The sequence below is a fragment of the Frigidibacter sp. MR17.24 genome, from assembly GCF_037095655.1.
In the GTDB taxonomy this organism is placed as follows: domain Bacteria; phylum Pseudomonadota; class Alphaproteobacteria; order Rhodobacterales; family Rhodobacteraceae; genus Frigidibacter.
On record NZ_JBAWKE010000001.1, the window covers coordinates 659,714 to 680,554 of the forward strand.

Here is a 20,841-nt window from a genome sequence, read left to right on the forward strand (position 1 = left end):
GCCGCCCGAGACTGCGGCGCCGGACACGGCCCCCTCCGGGACGCCGACCGGCGAGCGGCCGGCGGGCGCGCGCGGCACCGGGCGCCCGCCGGTGCTGTTCCCGCTGTTCGCGGCGATCGAGGATTTGGCAGGCGTCGGCCCGAAGACCGCCAAGCTGTTGGCCGCGCTGGACATCACGCGCCCTCGCGACCTGTTGCTGACGCTGCCGCTGCAGCTTGTCGATCGCCGGCTGCGCCCGACCGTCCAGGGCCTCGTGCCGCCCGCCGCGGCGACGGTCGAGGTCACCGTCGGCCGTCACCTGCCATCGATGCGGCGCGGCGGGCCGACCCGGGTCGAGGTTCAGGACGCCGAATGCGCTTTCACGCTGGTGTTCTTCCGCGCCAAGGGCGACTGGCTGAAGCAGCAGCTGCCGCCGGGCGAACGCCGGATCGTCTCGGGCAAGATCGACCTGTTCGACGGCCGGATCCAGATCACCCATCCCGACCTGATCCTGCCGCCGGAAGCCGCGATCGACCTGCCCGACTGGGAGCCGGTCTATCCGCTCACCGCCGGGCTCGCGCAGCGCCAGATGGGGCGGGCCGCGCAGGCGGCGCTGGAGCGTGTGCCCGAGCTTGCCGAGTGGATCGATCCCGCGCTCGTCACCCGCGAGGGCTGGCCGCGCTGGCACGAGGCGCTCGCCGCCGCGCATCACCCCCGGGGGCAGGAGGCGCTTTCGCCCGCTGCGCCGGCCCGCGCGCGCCTGGCCTATGACGAGCTTTTCGCCCACCAGCTGACCCTGGCCCTGGCGCGGGCCCGCGCGCGCCGCCAGCCGGGCCGCCCCAGCCGGGCGACCGACCGGCTCTCGCGCCAGGTGCTGGCCGCCTTGCCCTATGCGCCCACCGGCGCCCAAAGCCGCGCCATGTCCGAGATCGCCGCCGACATGGCCTCGGACCGGCGGATGAACCGGCTGCTGCAGGGCGATGTCGGCGCCGGCAAGACGCTGGTGGCCTTCCTCGCGCTCTGCATCGCGGTCGAGGCCGGCGGGCAGGGCGTGCTGATGGCCCCGACCGAGATCCTCGCCCGCCAGCATCTCGAGGCACTGGCCCCGCTCGCCGAAAGCGCGGGTCTGCGGGTCGAGATCCTGACCGGCCGCGACAAGGGCGCCGCCCGCGCCGCCAAGCTCGAAGCCCTCGCATCGGGCGCGATCGCGATCCTGATCGGCACCCATGCCGTGTTCCAGGCCGACGTGGTGTTTCGCGACCTGCGCCTGGCGGTCATCGACGAACAGCACCGCTTCGGCGTCACCCAGCGGATGGAGCTGGGCGCCAAGGGGGCGGGCGTCGACGTGCTGGTGATGACCGCCACCCCGATCCCGCGCAGCCTCGCGCTGGCGCAGTACGGCGACATGGAGGTCAGCCTGCTTGACGAGAAGCCGCCGGGACGGCTGCCGGTGCAGACCCGGGTGCTGCCCGACGACCGCATCGGCGAGGTCGTCGCCCATCTCGGCCGGGCCATCGCCGAGGGCCGGCAGGCCTATTGGGTCTGCCCGCTGGTCGAGGAGAGCGAGACCTCGGACCTCGCCGCCGCGAGCGAGCGCTTCCGCGACCTGCGCGCGACCTTCGGCGAGGGCGTGGTGGCGCTGGTCCATGGCCAGATGCCCCCGGCCGAGAAGGACGCCGCGATGGCCGATTTCGTCGCCGGCCGCGCCCGGGTGCTGGTGGCGACGACGGTGATCGAGGTCGGCGTCAACGTGCCTGCCGCCTCGATCATGGTGATCGAGCGGGCCGAGACCTTCGGCCTCGCGCAGCTGCACCAGCTGCGCGGCCGGGTCGGGCGCGGCAGCGCCGCCTCGACCTGCCTGCTTCTCTACCAGGCGCCGCTGTCGCAGACCGCCGGGCGCCGCCTGCAATTGCTGCGCGAGACCGAAGACGGCTTCCGGATCGCCGAGGAAGACCTGGCGATGCGGGGGGCCGGTGACGTGATCGGCACCGCGCAATCGGGCGTGCCGCGGTTCCGCATCGCCGACCTCGAACGGCAGGCCGGGCTGATGGAGACGGCGCGCAGCGATGCCCGCCTGCTGCTGACGCAGGACCCCGACCTGACCGGCGCGCGGGGCCGGGCGGCGCGGGTGCTGCTGTGGCTGATGGAACAGGACCGCGCGCTGCGGCTGATGACCGTCGGCTGACCGCGGCAGGCGCGCGCACAGGATCACGACAAGACACAGCAGCCAAAGGGTCATCGGATACCTCCCGTGACCAGTAATCCCGTTTTGTTCTTAAAAAGTTCTTTACTTGATCCGCGGAAGATGAGAACAAAGTGGAAACACAAGCCCGGAGGCCACGATGTTCGACGATATGATCGCCCTGATCCGCCGCAGCGAACCGACCTTTCTGCGCGATTTGGTCGGCGGGGCAGCCCTGATGGGCAGCCTGTTGATCTTCCTGCAACTTCCGTCGCTTGGCTGGATCTGATTTCTCTTTCGGCCCGGGCCCGTCCCGCCTCGGCCGATTGCCTCGCGCCGCTTCCGCCGGGGGCGCGGTGGTCCCCAACCCGCCGCAGCCAGCCTGTCCCAGCCGGGTCCGCACCCCGGCCAACCCGGAGACCGGAACACGCGCCACCTGCCGCCGCCGTCCAAGGACGCGCGGCGGCCCTTTCTTCCAGCGTCCCATGCCGTCACCGCCGGGCCTTGGCCGCCGGTGATCGCGATGGTTCAGCTGCCGGTGCCGGCGGCGGGCACCGCGGTCTCTGCGGCGGCGATCGCGTCCGCCGCCGCCTCGAGCGCCAGCAGGATCGAGGCATGGCGGTTGCGGTAGTCGCGCGCCGGCAGCAGCGCTTCATAGCCGTCGAACGGGGCGGCCGGCACCGGGCCGCCGGCCTTCAGCATCGCCGCCAGGGCATCGCGCGCGGCCTCGATCTCGGCCCGGTCGCGGCCCGGGATCGCCGCGCCCGCGATCGCGGCCGAGGCCTGGCCCAGCGCGCAGGCCTTCACATCCTGCGCGAATTCGGCGACGCGGCCGTCCCGAAGCACCACCTCCGCCGTCACGGTCGAGCCGCAGAGCGGCGAGCGCCGGCGTGCGCGTCCCTGCGCCGCGTCGAGCTGGCCAAGGTGGGGGATATCGGCCGCGAGCGCGAGGATCCGTTCCGAATAGAGCTTCATCAGGTCTTCGCTCATTGTCGTCTCCGTGCGGTCCGAGTGCTGTCGCCGATCGCGTCGTGAACCGGGGCGCGTTGGCGGCGCGTGGCTGGCGCGTTGGTGCCGGGCGGGGCTGGTCCCCGCCGCGTGCCGGATATACATAGGGGCCGCGAAATCCCATGCAAAGGTGCCTGATGAGCCGCACTCCCGACAGCCCGACCGGGGCCGGTTCCTTCGCCGGCCTCGATCTCGACAGCCTGCGGTTCGACGACCGCGGCCTCATCCCGGCGATCGCGCAGGACCACGCCGGCGGCGAGGTGCTGATGATGGCCTGGATGTCGCGCGCATCCATTGAGAGAACGCTTCAGGAAGGTATCGTAGTCTATTGGTCCAGATCGAGAAATTCGTTCTGGCGCAAGGGCGACACCTCGGGCCATGTCCAGCGGCTGGTGGAACTTCGGGTCGATTGCGATCGCGATTGCCTGTTGCTGCTGGTCGATCAGACTGGCCCCGCCTGTCACACCCATCGGCGCAGCTGCTTCTACACGGCGCTCCGCGATGGAAGTGAGGTCGAAATTCTCGATGTAATGAAGACTTAAAGGCCGATCTTCGCCTTTATGTCGCGCGGCGTGAGGCCCTCGGCCCGGTACAGCGACAGCGCCCGGGCATCGTCCCGCTTCGCCAGGCGCCGTCCGGCGGGATCGCGGATCAGCGGGTGGTGGAAATAGGCCGGGGTCGGCACTCCCAGCAACTGTTGCAGCAGGACGTGGATCCGCGTCGCTTCGAACAGGTCCTCGCCGCGGGTCACCTCGGAAATCTGCTGGAAGGCGTCGTCGACCGTGACGGCAAGGTGATAGGCAGGGCCGATCACGCGCCGAGATAAAACCACATCTCCAACGTCGCTTATCATATGGTCCTTATCCAGAATGTGAAGACCGGCATGGGTCGGCCCGGCTTCCTGGAACCGCGGCATCCGCGCGCCGACCCGATCAATCGCCGCCCGCATGTCGAGACGGATCGCGTCCGAGGGCCCGGCCTCGGCCATCCGGCGGTGGCGGCAGGTGCCGGGATAGACCGGGCCGTCGGGGCCGATGGCCGGCGCGCCTTCCTGCGGGGCGGACAGCGCGGCGCGGATGTCGGCGCGGCTGCAGCTGCAGGGATAGCAGAGACCCATCGCGACGAGCCGCCCAAGCGCGTCCTGATAGGCGTCGCGGCGTTCGGACTGGCGCAGCACCGGCCGCTGCCAGTCAAGGCCCAGCCAACCGAGGTCGTCGTAGATCGCGCCTTCCCACTGCGGCTTCGACCGTTCGGCGTCCAGGTCCTCGATCCGCAGCAGGAACTGCCCCGGATCGGCGCGACCGGCCGCGACCAGCGCGGCATAGGCATGGCCCAGATGCAGCGGGCCGGTCGGCGAGGGCGCGAAGCGGGTCCGCTTCAGCATTGCCCCGCAAGCCATTGCTGGAACAGTTCCTTCGCGCGGTCGGTATAGGCGCGGTAGCGGTCCTTGCGGCCGCGGCGCCCGCCCTTGGCCTCGACGGGCGGGAACAGGCCGAAATTGACGTTCATCGGCTGGAAGGTCTTCGCCTCGGCGCCGCCGGTGATGTGGGTGACCAGCGCGCCCATCGCCGTCTCGGGCGGCGGCGGCGGCAGGTCGCGGCCAAGGATCTCCATCGCCGCCATCCGGCCGGCGAGCAGCCCCATCGCGGCGCTCTCGACATAGCCCTCGACGCCGGTGACCTGGCCCGCGAAGCGCAAGGTTGGCCGCGTGCGCAGCCGCAGCCGGTCGTCGAGCAGCGTCGGCGAATTGAGGAAGGTGTTGCGGTGGATGCCACCCAGCCGGGCAAAGCGCGCCTCGCGCAGGCCCGGGATCATCCGCAGCACCTCGGTCTGGGCACCGTACTTCATCTTCGTCTGGAACCCGACGATATTATACAGTGTACCCAATGCGTTATCACGGCGAAGCTGAACCACCGCATAAGGCTTCACGCCCGGGTCATGCGCGTTGGTCAGCCCGATCGGCTTCATCGGCCCAAAGCGCAGCGTCTCGCGTCCGCGCTCGGCCATCACCTCGATCGGCAGGCAGCCGTCGAAATAGCCCGCGGTCTCGCCCTCGTGGAACTCGGTCTTCTCGGCCGCCAGCAACGCGTCGATGAAGGCCTCGTACTCGGCCTTGGTCATCGGGCAGTTCATGTAGGCGGTGCGCTCTTCCTCGGTCTCGCCCTTGTCATAGCGCGACTGCATCCAGGCCACCGACATGTCGACGCTCTCGGCGTAGACGATCGGGGCGATGGCGTCGAAGAACGCAAGGCTGTCGGCGCCGGTCTCGGCGCGGATCGCGGCGGCGAGCGCGCCCGAGGTCAGCGGGCCGGTGGCGATGATCCAGTGCCCGTCGCGGGGCAGATCGGCGATCTCGCCATCCTCGATCGAAATCAGAGGATGTTCGCGCAAGGCATTGGTCACGCTTTCTGAAAATGGATCGCGATCTACGGCCAGGGCACCGCCTGCCGGCAGGCGGTGGCGCGCGGCCATCTCCATGATCAGCCCGCCCGCGGCGCGCATTTCCCAGTGCAGCAGGCCGACCGCGTTCTGCTCGTGGTCGTCCGAGCGGAACGAGTTCGAACAGACCATCTCGGCCAGGTTGCCGGTGCGATGCGCGAAGGTGCCGACCTTCGGCCGCATCTCGTGGATCACGACCGGCACGCCCATCCGCGCCGCCTGCCAGGCGGCCTCGGACCCGGCCATGCCGCCGCCGATGATGTGTAGCTTTTCCATCCCCGCCAGATACCCTCGCGCCCCCGGAAACGGAAGCGCGCTCTTGCGCCTCGACTTTGCGGAAATATCCCGGGGGAGTCCCGGCACGGGACGGGGGCAGCGCCCCCTTCAGCGCGGCCAGTCGGGCGCGCGCTTTTCCAGGAAGGCGCAGATCCCCTCGTCGGTATCACGCCACAGCATGTTCTCGACCATCGCCGCCCCGGCATGGTCATAGGCCGCCGCAAGCCCCATCTGCGCCTGGTCGTAGAACAGCCGCTTGCCGATCCTGACCGCGCCCGACAGCTTGTCCGCCACCTGCCGCGCCAGGGCCAGCGTCTCGGCCTCCAGCCGCCCGGGGGCGACGGCGCGGTTGATCAGCCCCAGCCCCGCCGCGCGGTCCGCATCGATGAAGCTGCCGGTGGTCAGCATCTCGAAGGCGGCCTTGCGCGGCACCACCCGGGTCAGCGCCACCATCGGGGTCGAGCAGAACAGCCCGATGTTGACGCCGTTGACGCCAAAGCGCGCATCCCCGGCCGCCAGCGCCATGTCGCAGCTTGCCACCAGCTGGCAGCCGGCGGCGGTGGCGATGCCGTGCACCTCGGCGATGACCGGCTGCGGCAGCGCGGGGATCGCCTGCATCACCGCCGCGCAGCGCGCGAAGAGGTCGGCAAAGGCCGCGCGGCCGCCGTCGGGTGCTGCGCGCGCCGCCTGCATCTCGCGCAGGTCGTGGCCGGCGCAGAACGCCCGCCCGGCGCCGCGCAGGATCACGACCCGGGTCTCGGGCGCCCCCGCCAGCCGCCCGAATTCGGCCGCGAGCGCCGCCAGCATCGCGTCCGACAGCGCGTTCAGCGATCCCGGCGCGTTCAGCGTCAGCCGGGCGATCCCGCCGGGCAGGTCCTCGCGCAGCAGGATCGGGGTGGATTCCGTGGCGTCCATGGCATCTCCTCCGGTTGACCCGGCCCCGGGTCCGCCGGGAAGCTTAGGCGCCACGGAGCGGGAGGTCAGCATGGCGGCAGAGCGGGCAGGGCAGATGGACGCGACGTCGCTGGGCGTCTTCCTGGCCGAGACATTCCCCCAGGTGGCGGGCGATTTCGCGATCGAGTCCGTCACCGCCGAGGGGCTGGTCTTGCGGCTGCGCGTGCGCGAGGCGCATCTGCGCCCCGGCGGCACCGTCTCGGGCCCGTCGATCTTCGCGCTGGCCGACGTGGGCATCTACCTTGCCATCCTTGCGCGGATCGGCCCGGTGGCGCTGGCCGTGACCACCGGCGCCAGCATCGACTTCCTGCGCAAGCCCGCCGCCGATGCCGACCTGCTGGCCGAGGTGCGGATCCTCAAGCTGGGCCGCAGCCTTGCCGTGGGCGACGTGCTGGTGCGCTCGGACGGGGCCGAGGCGGTGGTGGCGCGGGCCTCGATGACCTATTCGATCCCCCCGAAAGCGGCCGGATGAGTGGGGTATCAAGATACCTATTTTGCAAGTTGTTGATTTGGCTTCATTAATCCGGCTGCATGGCCCTTGACCGGCGCTGCGGCTTGCGGGATAAGCCCGCATCCGAATTCGGGGCCCCCGGGACCAGCGTCCCTTGCCCCTGGACAAGACCTGAAGCCAAAGGGCCGACCGATGAAAACCTTTACCGCTACCCCGGCGGACATCGACAAGAAATGGATCCTGATCGACGCCGAGGGCGTCGTTCTGGGCCGTCTCGCCTCGATCGTCGCCATGCGTCTTCGTGGCAAGCACAAGGCCACCTTCACGCCGCACATGGACATGGGCGACAACGTCATCATCATCAACGCCGACAAGGTGCAGATGACCGGCAACAAGCGTGCCGACAAGACCTATTACTGGCACACCGGCCACCCGGGCGGGATCAAGAGCCGCACCGCGCGCCAGATCCTGGAAGGCGCTCACCCCGAGCGCGTCGTGATCAAGGCCGTCGAGCGCATGATCTCGCGCAACCGCCTGGGCCGCGCCCAGATGTCGAACCTGCGCGTCTATGCCGGCGCCGCGCATCCGCACGAGGCCCAGCAGCCCGTCGTGCTGGATGTCAAAACGCTCAATCCGAAGAACACGCGGAGCGCCTGAACATGGCCGATGAAGTCAAAACCCTCGACGACCTGAAGTCGGTCGTGTCGGGCACCGTCGCCGCCGAGGCCGCCCCCGCCCGCGAGCCGCAGCGCGACGCGCTGGGCCGCGCCTATGCCACCGGCAAGCGCAAGGACGCGGTCGCCCGCGTCTGGATCAAGCCCGGCTCGGGCAAGGTCACCGTGAACGGCCGCGAGCTGAACGTCTACTTCGCCCGCCCGGTGCTGCAGATGATCCTGCGCCAGCCGTTCCAGCTGACCAACACCGAAGGCCAGTTCGACATCTACGCGACCGTCGCCGGCGGCGGCCTCTCGGGCCAGGCCGGTGCGGTGAAGCACGGCGTGTCGAAGGCGCTGCAGCTTTACGATCCCTCGCTGCGCTCGGTCCTGAAAGCCGCCGGCTTCCTGACCCGTGACAGCCGCGTCGTGGAACGGAAGAAATACGGCAAGGCCAAGGCCCGCCGCAGCTTCCAGTTCTCGAAGCGCTGATCCGTCGGATCACAGGTCTGGAAAGGGGCGTGGAGCGATCCGCGCCCCTTTTCGCATGCCCCGTTCCCTAAGGTCGTTCCCCGGGGATCGCTCCTGCGGTGTCGGCCCGACTGTCCGCGCCCGGGATGTCACAGGCTGTGTCGCGCGGGCCGCGCCGCGGTGGGCTCACGCTCTGGTGAACGGGCCGCGATTGACCGGATCGCGACAGACCTGCATCACTGTCGCCACAAGCGCCGGACAACGGCGCGCGGCTGGCACCCGGAAACCGGGGCCTTTCGAGCAGGTGCAGATGATGATGGCGACGTTTCACAGCTCCTCCGGGGGCTTCGATTTCCTTGGGCTGCGCCCGGCGCGCGGCAGCGGGACCGAGACCGGCGGGCTCGAGATCGTCTATGACGACGGCGTGCGGCGGCGCATGGTCTGGCGGGTGCAGGGCAAGACGCCCGCGCGCGGCCTCGACGAGGCGCTGAAAAGCGCGGTCAACCAAAAGCGCGTGCTGCCGGCACTTTATGCCGAGCTGAAGCGGCGCGGGGTGATGATCGAGGTCGTCGCGGGCTGATCGCCGGAAGCGGTCCCCGGAATTGATCCCCGGAGTTGATCCTCGGAGCGTATGCCCGGGGGCGGTCCCTTTGGCTGGCGCCGGGGGCGCTGCCCCCGGACCCCCGGGATATTTGGACAAAGTCGAGGGGATCATTCGGCCGCGATGCGGATCACCGGCTGCATCGTCGCGAGCTGCGCATCGGTCAGGTGGCACTTGACGCGGTGGCCCGAGGCCAGCGCGCGCAAAGCCGGAAGCTCGGTCTCGCAGCGGTTGCCGGGGACCTGCGCCTTCCAGCGGCAGCGGGTCTGGAACGGGCAGCCGGGCGGCGGATTGACCGCCGAGGGAATGTCGCCCTCGAGCACGATGCGCGTCTTCTCGATCTTCGGATCGGCGATCGGCACCGCCGACAGCAGCGCCTCGGTATAGGGGTGGTAGGGCGGCTGGAACACCTGGTCGGTGGTGCCGATCTCGACCACGTGGCCGAGGTACATCACCATCACCCGGTCCGAGAGATAGCGCACCACCGAGAGGTCGTGGCTGATGAACAGCAGCGTCGTGCGGTTTTCGCGCTGGATCTCCATCAGCAGGTCGGTGACCGCGGCCTGGACCGAGACGTCGAGCGCCGAGACCGGTTCGTCCGCGACCACGACGCGGGCATTGCCGGCGAAGGCGCGGGCGATGCCCACCCGCTGCTTCTGCCCGCCCGAAAGCTGGCGCGGCTTGCGGTCGGCGAAGGCGCGCGGCAGCTTCACCAGGTCGAGGAGCCGCAGCATCCGGTCGCGGCGGTCGGCATCGGAGCTGCCGACGTTGAAGATCTCGAGCGCGCGGATGATCTGGGCGCCGACGGTCATCGACGGGTTGAGCGTGTCGAACGGGTTCTGGAACACCATCTGCAGCTTGGACACCAGCCCGGGGCCGCGGGTCTCGACCGGAGCGGACTGGATCTGCGCGTTGTCGAGCAGGACGGTGCCGTCGCTCGCGGTTTCCAGCCCCATCAGCACCTTGGCCAGGGTGGACTTGCCGCAGCCCGACTCGCCGACGATGGCGAGGGTCTCGCCCTCGCGCGCCGAGAAGTCGATCTGCTCGTTGGCCTTGACGACGCGGGCGGCGCCGCCGCCGAAGCCGCCACCGCGGCTTTCGTAATACTTGCGCAGGTTCTCGGCCCGGATCACCACCTCGCCGGGCGGCGGCGCGGGCGGGGTTTCCCTGGCGGGCGGCGGCGCCGACCAGTCGATCTCGGCGAAGCGCAGGCAGCGGGTGCCGTGGCGGTCGTGGCCCGGGACCTCGGCCATCGGGATCTCGGCCGCGTCGCAGCGGCCCTGTTCGAAATACTGGCAGCGCGGGCCGAAGTTGCAGCCCGGCGGGCGTTCGTGCGGCAGCGGGAAGTTGCCCGGGATCGCGATCAGCGGCCGCGTGGTCTTGTCGGCGCCGGGCAGCGGGATCGAGCGGAACAGCGCCTGGGTGTAGGGATGGCGCATGCCGGCGAAGACGCGCCGGACGTTGCCGGTTTCCACCGCCTCGCCGGAATACATCACGCAGAGCCGGTTGCAGGTCTCCATCACCAGCCCGAGGTTGTGGCTGATGAACAGCATCGACGTGCCCTGCGTCTCGGCCAGTTCGCGCACCAGCTCGACGATGCCCGCCTCGACGGTGACGTCGAGCGCGGTGGTGGGTTCGTCGAGGATCAGCAGCGCCGGGCGCGACATCAGCGCCATGGCGATGACGATGCGCTGCTGCTGACCGCCCGAGAGCTGGTGGGGATAGCTGTCGAGGATGCGGTCGGGATCGGGCAGCTTCACCGCTTCGACCATCTCGCGGGCGCGGGCCAGTGCATCCTTCACGTTAAGACCGCCGTGAAGCACAGGAACTTCAGCAAGTTGCGCGCCGATCTTCATGGCTGGGTTCAGCGATGCCATCGGCTCCTGATAGATCATCGCGATTTCGGATCCGCGCAGGTCGCGCAGCTCGCGGTCCGACATCTCGGTGATGTCGCGGCCCTTGAAGCGGATGCGGCCGCCGACGATGCGGCCGTTCTTGCCGAGGTCGCGCATCACCGCCAGCGCCACCGTGGACTTGCCGCAGCCCGACTCGCCCACGAGGCCCATAGCCTCGCCCGGCATCACCGTGCAGGAGAAGTCCATCACCGCCGGGATCTCGCGCGTGCGGGTGAAGAAGCTGATCGAGAGGTTCTCGATCTCGAGGATCGGGGTGACGGGCTCGGTCATGTCAGTCCCTCAGGCTTTCTTCGCGAAGGCCGTCCGCGAGCAGGTTGAGCGCCAGCACCAGGCTCATCAGCGCGATGGCGGGCACCAGCGCCGGGTGCGGGGCGATGGTCAGAAGCCGCCGCCCGGCATTGATCGTCGATCCCCAGTCCGGGCTTTCGGGCGCGACGCCGAGGCCGAAGAAGCCCAGCGTTCCCAGAAGGATGGTGGTGTAGCCGATGCGCAGGCAGAAATCGACGATCAGGGGCCCGCGGGCATTGGGCAGGATCTCCCACAGCATGATGTACCAGGGGCCTTCGCCGCGGGTCTGGGCGGCGGCGACGTAATCGCGGGTGGCGAGGTCCATGGCGAGGCCGCGGGTGATGCGGAACACGGTGGGCGCGTTCACGAACACGACCGAGACGAAGACGTTCAGAAGGTTCGGGTCCATCGACCACACGCCCAGCGGATCGGCATTCAGCGCCAGCCCCGACCAGGCCCAGAGCCCCACCACCAGCGTCACGCCAAGGTAGGCCGCCCGCTTGCCGCGATGCATGAAGAAGCGCGAATTCCACAGCAGGATGAAGAAGATGACCGGGAACAGGAACAGCACGCCCGCAAGCCAGGTCAACAGGCCCGTGGTGCGCATCTCGGGCGTGACCAGCAGGTAGAACAGCAAGATCACCGGGAAGGCCAGCACCAGGTTGGCGATGAACGACAGCCCCGCGTCCAGCCGGCCACCGCGATAGCCCGCCGGCAGGCCCAGGGTGATGCCGACCATGAAGGCGAAGGCGGTGGCGGCCGGGGCGATGATCAGCACCCGCCGCGCGCCCGCGACCATGCGCGAGAACACGTCGCGCCCGAGGTTGTCGCCGCCGAGCAGGTAGTGGCCGATGCCGGTGGGGATCGCCGTGCCGGGCGCCTTGTTCTTCATCTGCGCGATCTGGCTCAGCGGATCGAACAGCACGATGCGGTCGGCAAACAGCGCCGTGAACACCCAAAACAGCAGCATCACCAGGCCCACCAGCCCGATCGGGCTGTCGAACAGCCGGCCGTAGAGCCCGAGTCGGCGGCGGAACCAGAACGACAGCACCAGCGTCACGGCAAGCGCGATCCAGACCGGCAGGAAGCGCCCGGCAAGGGCGGCGAGGATCTGGATCCAGGTCAGGTCTTCCATCGGCGTCCTTTCACGACACGCGGATGCGAGGGTTGAGAAGGACGTAGCCGATGTCCGAGATCGCCTGGGTCACCAGCACGACGAAGACCGCGACCACCGAGGAGCCGAGCAGCAGCTCGATGTCGTTGTTCGACGCGGCCTGCACCAGCGACCAGCCGAAGCCCTTGTAGTTGAACAGCGTCTCGACGATCACCACGCCGTTCAGCAGCCAGGGGAACTGCAGCATGATCACCGTGAACGGCGCGATCAGCGCGTTTCTGAGCGCATGGCGCAGGACGATGCGCGGGAAGCTCGCGCCCTTGAGGCGCGCGGTGCGGATGTACTGCTGGGTCATCACCTCGGCCATCGAGGCCCGCGTCATCCGCGCGATGTAGCCGATGCCGTAAAGCGCGATGGTGACCACGGGCAGGGTGAAATTCTCGAAGGTGATGCCGTCCATGGCGCTGGCGGCCGAGCCGTTGAACCAGCGCAGGCCGACGAGCGAGGAGGAGAACACCACGATGAGCACCACGCCCGAGACGTATTCCGGCGTCGCGGTCGAGGCGATCGAGACCGTCGAGAGCGTGCGGTCGAGCCGCGAGCCCTCGCGCATGCCCGCCAGCACGCCGATGACCAGCGCCGCCGGCACCATCAGCGCCATGACCCAGAACATCAGCACGCCGGTGGCGCCGAGGCGGGTCGCGATGATCTCGGACACCGGCTGCTTGAACACCGTCGACATGCCCCATTCGCCCTGCAGGATGCCGCAGAACCGCGGCGCCTGCGCGGGATCGCCGCCGCGCGCCACGCAGCGGCCGGTGACAGTGCCGTCCTCGGCGGTGCGGGTCCAGCCCGGCATCACGCCCAGCCATTCGCCGTAGCGCACGAGCAGCGGCCCGCCATAGCCGTTGCGGTCGAGCCAGCTGTCGACCTCGGCGTCGCTCATCCGGGCCGATGCCTCGGATTTCGCGAGCTTCTCGAGATTCGGGGGCAGGTTGGTCAGCCAGAAGACCACGAAGGTCAGCGCCAGCGCCGTCAAGAGGATGACGCCGATCCGGCGCAGGAGGAAGGCAAGCATCGGCTGTCCCTTTGCGGCTGTCGGTCGCTGGCCGGGAGAGCGGCGCAGGCGTCCGGGGGCGCGGTCCGCGGGGGCATGCGGGCGCGGCGGGGATGGCGCAGGAAGGCGGGGCGCCCGGCGGGCGCCCCGGATCGCTCAGGGCCGGGTCAGGCCTCGATCCACCACTGGGTGTGCAGGTGCACGAAGGTCGGGTGCATCTCGGCGCCGTGGACCTTCTCGCTCATGTGGCGGTAGAGCGAGCGCCAGTACGGCTGGATCAGCACGCCCTCCTCCTGCATGATCTCCTCGAGCCGCTTCATGACCTCGCGCCGGGCGTCGGCATCGGCGATGGCCATCGCCTTTTCCAGCTCGGCATCGAATTCCGCGTTCGAGAAGGCGCTTTCGTTCCAGGCCACGCCCGACTTGTAGGCCGATTGCAGCACCTGCACGCCGAGCGGGCGCATGTTCCACTCGGTGGCCGAGAACGGGTACTTGGTCCAGTCGTTCCAGAAGGTCGAGCCGGGCAGGATCGTGCGCTTGATGTTGATGCCCGCGTCGCGGATCTGCGCGGCGACGGCGTCGCAGGTCGCGGCCTGCCAGGCGTCGTCGATCGAGATCAGCTCGAACTCGGTGTCGCCGTGGCCGGCCTCGTCCAGCATCGCCTTGGCGGCGGCGGGATCGACGGTCAGGGGCGGCAGCTCGGCGTATTCGGGATGGATCGGGCAGACGTGGTGGTTCTCGGCCGGACGGCCGAGGCCGGCATAGCCCAGTTCCAGCACGACCGAGTTGTCGACCGCCATCTGCAGGGCCTTGCGGACCTCCTTGACGTCGTAGGGCGGGTTGGCCTGGTTGAAGCGCACCGCGATCGTCGCCGCCGTCACCGCCTCGGACTTGGTCCAGCCGAGCCCGTCGAACAGTTCGACGAAGTCCGAGACCGTCTGGTAGGTCATGTCGATCTCTTCGGACTCGGCCGCCGCGATCAGGGCCGAGGGATCGGTGCCGTAGTCGATGTACTGGATCTCGTCCAGGAAGGGGCCGCCGTAGACATCGGTGCCCCACCAGGCGTGCTCGGCGTTCAGCGTCAGCGTCTGGCCGACGCCGACCTCGTTGCGGGTCGGCAGGTAGGCGCCGGTGCCGATCGGGTTCACCGAGGGGTCGCCGCCGTCATAGGACTGGTGGACGCATTGCGACGGGTAGTCGGCGAAGTTCGCGATCACGGCGATGTCGGGGGCGGACAGGGTCAGCTTGACCGTGCTGTCGTCGACGACGGTGATCGCGCCCTCCTTGGCCATCTTGGTCTCGGGGTCGGCCATCGCGCTGAAGCGCCCGGCGAGCGAGTTGCCCTCGACCGTGCCGTCGACGAAGCGGGCGATGTTGAAGGCGACGTCCTCGGCGGTGAAGGGGTCGCCGTTCGACCAGGTCACGCCCTGGCGCACCTTCAGCATGTATTCGGTCGCGTCGTCGTTGACCTCCCAGCTTTCCAGCAGCATCGGCCGGAAGGTGCCGTCGGGCATGTAGTCGACGAGGTTCTCGAGCCAGCCGCGCGAGAAGTTCGCCAGCTGCGACCAGTCGTAGGTGCGCGGGTCCTTGAGCGCCTTGGTCTCCATGTCCATGCGCAGCGTGCCGCCGGCGGTGGGGGTCGCCTGGGCGCGCGCGGGCGCGGCCAGGCCGATCAGCCCGTAGGCGGCGGTGGCGGTCAGCCCCAGCGCGGTCGAGCGGGTCAGGAACTCGCGCCGGCTGAGCGTGCCGTCGCGGTGTTCCTGCGCGTAAAGCGCCGCTGCCGGGTGCAGCTGGCCGCTCCGGCGGAAGTGATGGGTCATCGTCGTCTCCCTGTGGGTGGTCTGTCGGTTTTGTGCCTCGTCACCGGTGTCGGCCCTGGGGCCGCGGCCACCCGCGCGATTGCCGCCTCACACACACATAGCAGACCGTTTATGACACGACGTCAACGCCCGGGATCGCCACATCATCGACCGAAAACGACATGGATGGCCAGTGCTTGACCGGCGATGACCCGCGATGACCCCGGGTGCCCTTGCGGCAGGCGCGACAGCCGCCCGCGGGGCACACCCCTCAGTTGCCGCGGCGGAAGGCCGAGGGCGTCGTCCCGGTCATGTTCTGGAACGCCCGGGTGAAATAGGCGGCCGAGGCGAAGCCCAGTTCCGACGAGACCTGGTTCACCGGCAGCCGGGTTTCGGTCAGCAGGCGCCGCGCCTCGTGCATCTTGCGGTCGGCGAGCAGCGCGTGGGCCGTGCGCCCGCAGGTGCGGTTGCACACCCGGGTCAGGTGCGTCGGCGTCACCCCCAGCGCGGCGGCGTAATCGGCCACGCCGCGGTCCGAGCGGAAGTCCTTCTCGAGCATGGTGGCGAAGCGGTTGGCGAGGCGGCGCGCGGCATCGGGCCGGGTCTCGGCGCGCGGGTCGATCGGCTGTTCGGCGATCTGGCGTTCCAGCCAGACCGACAGCAGCCCGAGGTGATTGAGCGCGGCGCGGTCGTGGCCGGCGCGGCGGCTGTCCATCTCGCGCCCGATCGCGTCGAGGATCCCCGACAGCTCGCCCTGCGGGACCGCGTCGCGGATCCGCAGGTGCTGGGGCGATTTCGGCAGCTCGATCGCCGGCTCGCGGCCGAAATAGACGGCGGTGCCGTGCACCTGGTGGCCAAGCTCGAACCCGTGCATGACGCCGGCGGGGATGAACACGGCATTATGCGCACCATAGCCGCGGGTGACGCCCGCCACGGTGATCCGGCCCTGGCCGCGGGTGAACCAGTACAGCACCGGCTCGGAATAGCTGCGCATCGCCTCGACCCGCCAGCGCCCGCCCTGCGCCAGCCGCGGGATCGCGATCATCCGCAGGTCAAGCTTCGGGGCGGCCTTCGGGGCCTGGAAGGTGGACAGGGCCGGGCCGGAAAACAGCTTCACGCAGAAGTCCCCGCAATCGTTTCGCTTTTGCCGCCAGGACCGGTCGCGCCGGCCTGGTTCGCGGCCGAATCTAGGCCAGCGGCCCGGAAACACCAAGGGTTAACGCAATGCTAAAGCCGTGGCGGCGCGGCCGGCCGCGGCGATAGTGGCCGATCCGTCACGGACCGGCGGCGGCGGGGCGGTCGCCGGGCCCGGGCGCGGCGGCGAGCGCCTGCGCGTCGAGCGGGTGCCAGTCGCGCATCCGGGCGCGGAACCAGCTGCGCTGGCGTTTCGCATATTGCCGCGTCGCGGCCTGGCCCAGCGCGACCGCGGTCGCAAGGTCGGTCTCGCCGCGCAGGTGCGCGATCAGCTCGGGCGCGCCGATCGCCTTGGCCCAGGGCGCGACCGGGTCCCAGCCGGGCAGGGCGGCGCGGGCCTCGTCAAGCGCGCCCGCCCCGACCATCTGCGCAAAGCGCCGGTCGATGCGGTGCGCGAGCCAGTCGCGGTCGGCCACCACCTGCAGCCGGGTGCAGGCCGCGGGCGGCAGCAGCGCGGGCCCGGTGTCGGCCTGCCAGTCGGCCAGCCCGCGCCCGGTGGCGCGCAGCACCTCCCAGGCGCGCGAGACGCGCATCGGGTTGCGGGTGTCGAGGCGCGCGCGCGTCGGCGCATCCAGCATGTGCAGCATCGTCGACAGCCCGGTCCCGAGCGCCAGCAGCGCCGTCGCCTCGGCCCGGATCGCGGCCGGGACCGGCGGGATCCGGGCCAGCCCCTCGGTCAGCGCCGACAGGTAGAGCCCGGTGCCGCCGACGAGGATCGGTCGCGGCCCGCCGGCGCGGAAGGCGTCGAGAATCGGGGCGACCAGCCGCAGCCAGTGCCCGACCGAGGCCTCGTCCCCCGGGGCGAGGCAGCCATAGAGCAGGTGCGGCGCGCGCGCCTCGTCGGCGGGGTCGGGCCGGGCCGAGATCACCCGCCAGCACGACCACAGCTGCAGCGCGTCGGCATTGACGATCACGCCGCCCTGCGCCTGCGCGAGCGCGAGCGCCAGCGCCGACTTGCCGCTGGCCGTCGGGCCCGCGATCAGCACCGGGCTGCGGGGGGAAACGGTGGCGATCAGGTCCTGCAGGGGCACGGGCGGGCTTTCACGGCTGGGGCTGGCGCGGGCTTAGCCGGCGGGTCGCGGCTGGGCAAGTCGCCGCCGGTCCGAGAAGGCGGGGCGGGGGCAGGGCGGGCGGTCGGCGGTTGAACCTTCGGGGGAATTCTTGCATGGTCGCGCCGATCACGACAACGGCAACGAGGGCCTGATGATGATGGACGGGGACGCGCAGACCGCTCTGCCGGCAGTGAAATACAAGCGCGTTCTGTTGAAGATCTCGGGCGAGGCGCTGATGGGCACGCAGGGCTTCGGCCTGCATCCGCCGACCGTCGCGCGCATCGCGCAGGAGGTGAAGACCGTCCACGACCTCGGCGTCGAGATCTGCATGGTGATCGGCGGCGGCAATATCTTCCGCGGGCTTCAGGGCTCGGCCCAGGGGATGGAGCGCACGACGGCCGACTACATGGGGATGCTGGCCACGGTGATGAACGCGCTGGCGATGCAGGCCGCGCTCGAGCAGCTGGACATCCACACCCGGGTGATCAGCGCGATTCCGATGGACCAGGTCTGCGAGCCCTACATCCGCCGCCGCGCCGTGCGCCACCTGGAGAAGAAGCGCGTCTGCATCTTCGCCGCCGGCACCGGCAACCCCTATTTCACCACCGACACCGCGGCGACGCTGCGCGCCAACGAGATGGCCTGCCAGGCGATCTTCAAGGGCACCAAGGTCGACGGGGTCTACGACAAGGACCCCAAGAAGTTCGAGGACGCCAAGCGCTACGACACCGTCAGCTACGACGAGGCGCTGGCCAAGCGGCTGGGGGTCATGGACGCCTCGGCCATCGCGCTGGCGCGCGACAACGCGCTGCCGATCATCGTCTTCTCGCTGGACGAGCCCGGCGGCTTCCGCGGCATCCTCGCGGGGCAGGGCACCTATACCATCGTGAAGTGACGGCCCGTGACGTGCCGGCGGTGAAAGGCCACCCCGGCGCGCAGCCTGGCCGTCAGGGACTGGCGGGGACTGGCCACGGCGCGGGGCGCGCGACTATCCTTCGCCCGCCACCTCGGCTATAGCTTCTCGCGATCGCGCCGCCCCCGTGGCGGCGCAGCAAACGACACCAAGACGAAAGATCCGCCATGGCTGACGAAATCGAGATCGACCTGGATGACCTTGAGCGCCGGATGGAAGGCGCGATGGCCGCGCTGCGCACCGAATTCGCCTCGCTCCGCACCGGCCGCGCCTCGGCCGGGATGGTCGAGCCGATCATGGTCGAGGCCTATGGCCAGATGACGCCGGTGAACCAGCTGGGCACCGTCAACGTGCCCGAGCCGCGGATGGTCACGCTCAACATCTGGGACAAGGCGATGGTGGGCAAGGTCGAGAAGGCGATCCGCGAGAGCGGCCTCGGGATCAATCCCCAGACCAACGGCACCATCATCATGCTGCCGATCCCCGAGCTGAACGAGGAGCGCCGCCGCGAGCTGACCCGCGTCGCCGCGCAATATGCCGAACATGCCCGCGTCGCGATCCGCAACGTGCGCCGCGACGGCATGGACCAGATCAAGAAGGCCAAGGGCGACGGCATGTCCGAGGACGACCAGAAGCTGTGGTCGGACGAAGTCCAAAACCTGACGGACAAGATGATTGTTTCCGTGGACAAGGCGCTGGAAGGCAAGCAGGCCGAGATCATGCAGGTCTGAGGACCTTAATCGCCCCGGAGGGGGTTCCGCACTTGCGCGGGCAACCTCTCCGGGTCAGGATCAACCACAAGTGACAGGCAAGCGAGGTTCGGCACCGATGGCCGCAAACGACGCGACCACCAAGACGGCCCAGGGGGCCACGGACCTGCACGTCGCCTTCATCATGGACGGGAACGGCCGCTGGGCGACAAGCCGCGGCTGGCCGCGGCTGGTGGGCCACCGCAAGGGCGCCGAGCGGGTGCGCGAACTGGTGCGCGCCTGCCCCGAGCTGGGCATCGGCCACATCACCGTCTACGCCTTCTCGACCGAGAACTGGAAGCGTTCGACCGAAGAGGTCATCGGCCTGATGTCGATCTTCGCGCGCTACATCCGGCGCGAGGCGGACGAGCTGTCCTCGGCCGGGGTGCGGCTGCGCTTCATCGGCGACCGCTCGCGGCTGGACCCCAAGCTGCAGCAGCTGATGTGCGCGATCGAGCGGCGCACGGCGGGCAACCGCCTGCTGCAGTTCAACGTCGCGATCAACTACGGCGGCCGGGACGAGCTGGCGCGCGCGGCGCGGCAGCTGGCGGCGGATGTCCAGGCCGGGCTGCTCACGCTCGAGGACTGCGACCAGGCCGCGCTCGAGGCGCGGCTCGACACCGCGGGCTCGCCCGATCCCGACCTGGTGATCCGCACCTCCGGCGAGACGCGGACCTCGAACTTCCTGCCTTGGCAAGCGGCGTATTCGGAGTATGAATTCACCCCGACGCTCTGGCCCGATTTCACGCCCGAGCACCTGGCCGAGATCCTGACCCGCTTCGGCCTGCGCGAACGGCGTTTCGGGGCGGTGCTGACCGGCTGAGGCCGGACGCAGAAGCTGGGAGGGGTGCCGGTGCCGCCGCGCGCGGCCGGGCACGGACCTCCGGAAGGTAGAACATGGGCGATACTTCAAAGGCGACAGGACGCTGGGCCGATCTCGGGCCCCGGCTGGCCTCCGGCCTCGCGATGGCGGGGGGCGGGATCTTCCTGATCTGGCTGGGCGGCTGGTGGTTCGCGGGGCTCGCGATCATCGCCGGCGGGCTGATGGTGTGGGAACTGGCGCAGATGCTCAAGCGCGAGGGCGGCAACGGCAGCCGCGCGCTGGGGCTGCTGGCGGCGCTGGGGCTGCTGGTCGCGGTCGGCGCGCGCGAGACCTGGCCCGCGCTGGGCGGCGGGGTCGGGAACTTCGGCTGGGGCTGGGGCGGGGTGCTGATCGCGCTGCCCGCGATCATCGCGCTGGTGCTGCCGCTGCGCGACAAGGCCATCTTCGTCGTCTACTCGGTGCTGATCCTGCAGGCGGCCTACGGGCTTGTGACCTTCCGCGCCGACCATGGCGGGCTGTGGCTGATCTGGCTGGTGCTGGTGGTCGTGGCCTCCGACATCGGCGGCTATTTCGGCGGCCGGCTGATCGGCGGGCCGAAGTTCTGGCCCCGCGTCAGCCCGAAGAAGACCTGGGCCGGCGTCGTCACCGGCTGGATCGCGGCGGCGCTGGTGGGGCTGGCCTTCAACGGCTTCACCACCGCCGGGGCCGACCTGCCCTGGATCTCGGCCGCGATCGCCTTCGCCAGCCAGCTTGGCGACATCGCCGAAAGCGCGATCAAGCGCCGCGCCGGGGTCAAGGACAGCTCGAACCTGATCCCGGGCCACGGCGGGCTTCTCGACCGCTTCGACGGCCTTCTGGGCGCGGCGATCGTCATGCTGGTCGTGGCCATGATCGTCGTTGTCCCCGAGGTAAGGACCTGAGG

21 protein-coding genes are annotated in these 20,841 nt (G+C 69.9%); 11 read left to right on the forward strand and 10 right to left on the reverse strand.

Annotation, left to right across the window (positions count from 1 at the left end; all coding sequences use genetic code 11):
* Positions 1-91: 91 nt before the first annotated feature.
* Positions 92-2,164, forward strand: a complete 2,073-nt coding sequence (gene recG / locus V8J39_RS03075) for an ATP-dependent DNA helicase RecG (RefSeq protein ID WP_336459396.1) — start codon at positions 92-94, stop codon at positions 2,162-2,164.
* A 157-nt stretch (positions 2,165-2,321) separates the two neighbouring features.
* Positions 2,322-2,450, forward strand: coding sequence for a hypothetical protein (locus V8J39_RS03080; RefSeq protein ID WP_336459397.1), 129 nt, complete (start codon positions 2,322-2,324; stop codon positions 2,448-2,450).
* A gap of 239 nt (positions 2,451-2,689) precedes the next feature.
* Here the strand turns inward: V8J39_RS03080 and V8J39_RS03085 are convergent, their stop codons facing one another.
* Positions 2,690-3,151, reverse strand: a complete 462-nt coding sequence (locus V8J39_RS03085; protein ID WP_336459398.1) for an iron-sulfur cluster assembly scaffold protein — start codon at positions 3,149-3,151, stop codon at positions 2,690-2,692.
* A gap of 155 nt (positions 3,152-3,306) precedes the next feature.
* On the opposite strand from V8J39_RS03085, the gene hisI reads away from it, so the two are divergent.
* Complete coding sequence (gene hisI / locus V8J39_RS03090; protein ID WP_336459399.1) at positions 3,307-3,711, forward strand: phosphoribosyl-AMP cyclohydrolase; 405 nt, start codon at positions 3,307-3,309, stop codon at positions 3,709-3,711.
* Here hisI and gluQRS read toward each other — a convergent pair.
* From gluQRS to V8J39_RS03105, 3 genes are all read right to left on the reverse strand, one after another.
* The gene (gluQRS, locus tag V8J39_RS03095; protein ID WP_336459400.1) at positions 3,708-4,553 is read right to left on the reverse strand and encodes a tRNA glutamyl-Q(34) synthetase GluQRS; all 846 of its coding nucleotides are present in this window, start codon (positions 4,551-4,553) and stop codon (positions 3,708-3,710) included. The two genes, hisI and gluQRS, sit on opposite strands and share 4 nt — an antisense overlap.
* Positions 4,547-5,884: a methylenetetrahydrofolate--tRNA-(uracil(54)-C(5))-methyltransferase (FADH(2)-oxidizing) TrmFO gene (trmFO, locus tag V8J39_RS03100; RefSeq protein ID WP_336459401.1), complete on the reverse strand. Its 1,338-nt coding sequence runs from the start codon at positions 5,882-5,884 to the stop codon at positions 4,547-4,549. The genes gluQRS and trmFO overlap by 7 nt, the downstream gene beginning before the upstream one ends.
* A gap of 108 nt (positions 5,885-5,992) precedes the next feature.
* Complete coding sequence (locus V8J39_RS03105; protein ID WP_336459402.1) at positions 5,993-6,799, reverse strand: enoyl-CoA hydratase; 807 nt, start codon at positions 6,797-6,799, stop codon at positions 5,993-5,995.
* A 70-nt stretch (positions 6,800-6,869) separates the two neighbouring features.
* Here V8J39_RS03105 and V8J39_RS03110 point away from each other — a divergent pair, with 70 nt between their 5' ends.
* The 4 genes from V8J39_RS03110 (at position 6,870) to V8J39_RS03125 (ending at position 8,993) form a co-directional block, all read left to right on the forward strand.
* Positions 6,870-7,310, forward strand: coding sequence for a PaaI family thioesterase (locus tag V8J39_RS03110; protein WP_336459403.1), 441 nt, complete (start codon positions 6,870-6,872; stop codon positions 7,308-7,310).
* 171 nt (positions 7,311-7,481) lie between these two features.
* Entirely contained in the window at positions 7,482-7,946 is a 465-nt protein-coding gene (gene rplM / locus V8J39_RS03115) for a 50S ribosomal protein L13 (RefSeq protein WP_336459404.1), read from the forward strand.
* Between the two features lie 2 nt (positions 7,947-7,948).
* On the forward strand, positions 7,949-8,434 hold the full coding sequence (gene rpsI / locus V8J39_RS03120; RefSeq protein ID WP_336459405.1) for a 30S ribosomal protein S9: 486 nt from the start codon (positions 7,949-7,951) through the stop codon (positions 8,432-8,434).
* A gap of 292 nt (positions 8,435-8,726) precedes the next feature.
* Positions 8,727-8,993: a hypothetical protein gene (locus tag V8J39_RS03125; protein ID WP_336459406.1), complete on the forward strand. Its 267-nt coding sequence runs from the start codon at positions 8,727-8,729 to the stop codon at positions 8,991-8,993.
* Positions 8,994-9,124: 131 nt separating this feature from the next.
* On the opposite strand, the gene V8J39_RS03130 is transcribed toward V8J39_RS03125, so the two are convergent.
* The 6 genes from V8J39_RS03130 to miaA form a co-directional block, all read right to left on the reverse strand.
* Positions 9,125-11,200 carry an ABC transporter ATP-binding protein gene (locus tag V8J39_RS03130; protein WP_336459407.1) on the reverse strand — a complete coding sequence of 692 codons (2,076 nt, stop codon included), beginning with the start codon at positions 11,198-11,200 and terminating at the stop codon, positions 9,125-9,127.
* 1 nt (position 11,201) lies between these two features.
* Positions 11,202-12,353 (reverse strand): ABC transporter permease, encoded by a 1,152-nt coding sequence (locus V8J39_RS03135; protein ID WP_336459408.1) that lies wholly within the window; start codon positions 12,351-12,353, stop codon positions 11,202-11,204.
* A gap of 10 nt (positions 12,354-12,363) precedes the next feature.
* Complete coding sequence (locus V8J39_RS03140) at positions 12,364-13,410, reverse strand: ABC transporter permease (protein ID WP_336459409.1); 1,047 nt, start codon at positions 13,408-13,410, stop codon at positions 12,364-12,366.
* A 146-nt stretch (positions 13,411-13,556) separates the two neighbouring features.
* On the reverse strand, positions 13,557-15,209 hold the full coding sequence (locus V8J39_RS03145) for an ABC transporter substrate-binding protein (protein ID WP_336459410.1): 1,653 nt from the start codon (positions 15,207-15,209) through the stop codon (positions 13,557-13,559).
* A 250-nt stretch (positions 15,210-15,459) separates the two neighbouring features.
* Positions 15,460-16,305 carry a helix-turn-helix domain-containing protein gene (locus V8J39_RS03150; protein ID WP_336459411.1) on the reverse strand — a complete coding sequence of 282 codons (846 nt, stop codon included), beginning with the start codon at positions 16,303-16,305 and terminating at the stop codon, positions 15,460-15,462.
* Between the two features lie 157 nt (positions 16,306-16,462).
* Positions 16,463-17,413: a tRNA (adenosine(37)-N6)-dimethylallyltransferase MiaA gene (gene miaA / locus V8J39_RS03155; RefSeq protein WP_336459412.1), complete on the reverse strand. Its 951-nt coding sequence runs from the start codon at positions 17,411-17,413 to the stop codon at positions 16,463-16,465.
* A 178-nt stretch (positions 17,414-17,591) separates the two neighbouring features.
* On the opposite strand from miaA, the gene pyrH reads away from it, so the two are divergent.
* The 4 genes from pyrH to V8J39_RS03175 all read left to right on the forward strand — a co-directional run bounded on the left by pyrH (position 17,592) and on the right by V8J39_RS03175 (position 20,839).
* Positions 17,592-18,329 carry a UMP kinase gene (gene pyrH / locus V8J39_RS03160; RefSeq protein WP_336460178.1) on the forward strand — a complete coding sequence of 246 codons (738 nt, stop codon included), beginning with the start codon at positions 17,592-17,594 and terminating at the stop codon, positions 18,327-18,329.
* Between the two features lie 185 nt (positions 18,330-18,514).
* Positions 18,515-19,078, forward strand: a complete 564-nt coding sequence (gene frr, locus V8J39_RS03165; protein WP_336459413.1) for a ribosome recycling factor — start codon at positions 18,515-18,517, stop codon at positions 19,076-19,078.
* Positions 19,079-19,175: 97 nt separating this feature from the next.
* Positions 19,176-19,919, forward strand: coding sequence for a polyprenyl diphosphate synthase (gene uppS / locus V8J39_RS03170; protein WP_336459414.1), 744 nt, complete (start codon positions 19,176-19,178; stop codon positions 19,917-19,919).
* Positions 19,920-19,993: 74 nt separating this feature from the next.
* Positions 19,994-20,839 carry a phosphatidate cytidylyltransferase gene (locus V8J39_RS03175; protein ID WP_336459415.1) on the forward strand — a complete coding sequence of 282 codons (846 nt, stop codon included), beginning with the start codon at positions 19,994-19,996 and terminating at the stop codon, positions 20,837-20,839.
* Positions 20,840-20,841: the final 2 nt, after the last annotated feature.

Bases quoted from the DNA above. Each gene is read 5' to 3' on its own strand.
- V8J39_RS03080 (WP_336459397.1), top strand. From the start codon at position 2,322: ATGTTCGACGATATGATCGCCCTGATCCGCCGCAGCGAACCGACCTTT.
- V8J39_RS03085 (WP_336459398.1), bottom strand. From the start codon at position 3,151: ATGAGCGAAGACCTGATGAAGCTCTATTCGGAACGGATCCTCGCGCTC.
- hisI (WP_336459399.1), top strand. From the start codon at position 3,307: ATGAGCCGCACTCCCGACAGCCCGACCGGGGCCGGTTCCTTCGCCGGC.
- gluQRS (WP_336459400.1), bottom strand. From the start codon at position 4,553: ATGCTGAAGCGGACCCGCTTCGCGCCCTCGCCGACCGGCCCGCTGCAT.
- trmFO (WP_336459401.1), bottom strand. From the start codon at position 5,884: ATGGAAAAGCTACACATCATCGGCGGCGGCATGGCCGGGTCCGAGGCC.
- V8J39_RS03105 (WP_336459402.1), bottom strand. From the start codon at position 6,799: ATGGACGCCACGGAATCCACCCCGATCCTGCTGCGCGAGGACCTGCCC.
- V8J39_RS03110 (WP_336459403.1), top strand. From the start codon at position 6,870: ATGGCGGCAGAGCGGGCAGGGCAGATGGACGCGACGTCGCTGGGCGTC.
- rplM (WP_336459404.1), top strand. From the start codon at position 7,482: ATGAAAACCTTTACCGCTACCCCGGCGGACATCGACAAGAAATGGATC.
- rpsI (WP_336459405.1), top strand. From the start codon at position 7,949: ATGGCCGATGAAGTCAAAACCCTCGACGACCTGAAGTCGGTCGTGTCG.
- V8J39_RS03125 (WP_336459406.1), top strand. From the start codon at position 8,727: ATGATGGCGACGTTTCACAGCTCCTCCGGGGGCTTCGATTTCCTTGGG.
- V8J39_RS03130 (WP_336459407.1), bottom strand. From the start codon at position 11,200: ATGACCGAGCCCGTCACCCCGATCCTCGAGATCGAGAACCTCTCGATC.
- V8J39_RS03135 (WP_336459408.1), bottom strand. From the start codon at position 12,353: ATGGAAGACCTGACCTGGATCCAGATCCTCGCCGCCCTTGCCGGGCGC.
- V8J39_RS03140 (WP_336459409.1), bottom strand. From the start codon at position 13,410: ATGCTTGCCTTCCTCCTGCGCCGGATCGGCGTCATCCTCTTGACGGCG.
- V8J39_RS03145 (WP_336459410.1), bottom strand. From the start codon at position 15,209: ATGACCCATCACTTCCGCCGGAGCGGCCAGCTGCACCCGGCAGCGGCG.
- pyrH (WP_336460178.1), top strand. From the start codon at position 17,592: ATGGACGGGGACGCGCAGACCGCTCTGCCGGCAGTGAAATACAAGCGC.
- frr (WP_336459413.1), top strand. From the start codon at position 18,515: ATGGCTGACGAAATCGAGATCGACCTGGATGACCTTGAGCGCCGGATG.
- uppS (WP_336459414.1), top strand. From the start codon at position 19,176: ATGGCCGCAAACGACGCGACCACCAAGACGGCCCAGGGGGCCACGGAC.
- V8J39_RS03175 (WP_336459415.1), top strand. From the start codon at position 19,994: ATGGGCGATACTTCAAAGGCGACAGGACGCTGGGCCGATCTCGGGCCC.